Origin of the sequence: Pseudoalteromonas sp. BSi20495 (assembly GCF_000241185.1) — a bacterium.
GTDB classification, from domain to species: domain Bacteria; phylum Pseudomonadota; class Gammaproteobacteria; order Enterobacterales; family Alteromonadaceae; genus Pseudoalteromonas; species Pseudoalteromonas fuliginea.
Genome location: NZ_BADY01000120.1, coordinates 1 through 527, shown reverse-complemented (window position 1 = coordinate 527; position 527 = coordinate 1). Strand labels below are relative to the sequence as shown.

The 527-nt window shown below is 50.5% G+C and carries 1 rRNA gene; it reads left to right on the top strand.

Features of this window, described 5'->3' with window-relative positions:
* Positions 1-78 precede the first annotated feature (78 nt).
* A 16S ribosomal RNA gene (locus P20495_RS20860) occupies positions 79-527 on the top strand; the annotation flags it as partial.

Genomic DNA, 527 nt, shown 5'->3' with positions numbered 1-527 from the left:
TTCGGCACAGTCAATTCAATATCGAAAGATATTAAAAAATTCAGAATTCATTGAGCTGTCGAAAGACATAAAACTTTTTAATTGAAGAGTTTGATCATGGCTCAGATTGAACGCTGGCGGCAGGCCTAACACATGCAAGTCGAGCGGTAACAGAGAGTAGCTTGCTACTTTGCTGACGAGCGGCGGACGGGTGAGTAATGCTTGGGAACATGCCTTGAGGTGGGGGACAACAGTTGGAAACGACTGCTAATACCGCATAATGTCTACGGACCAAAGGGGGCTTCGGCTCTCGCCTTTAGATTGGCCCAAGTGGGATTAGCTAGTTGGTGAGGTAATGGCTCACCAAGGCGACGATCCCTAGCTGGTTTGAGAGGATGATCAGCCACACTGGGACTGAGACACGGCCCAGACTCCTACGGGAGGCAGCAGTGGGGAATATTGCACAATGGGCGCAAGCCTGATGCAGCCATGCCGCGTGTGTGAAGAAGGCCTTCGGGTTGTAAAGCACTTTCAGTCAGGAGGAAAGG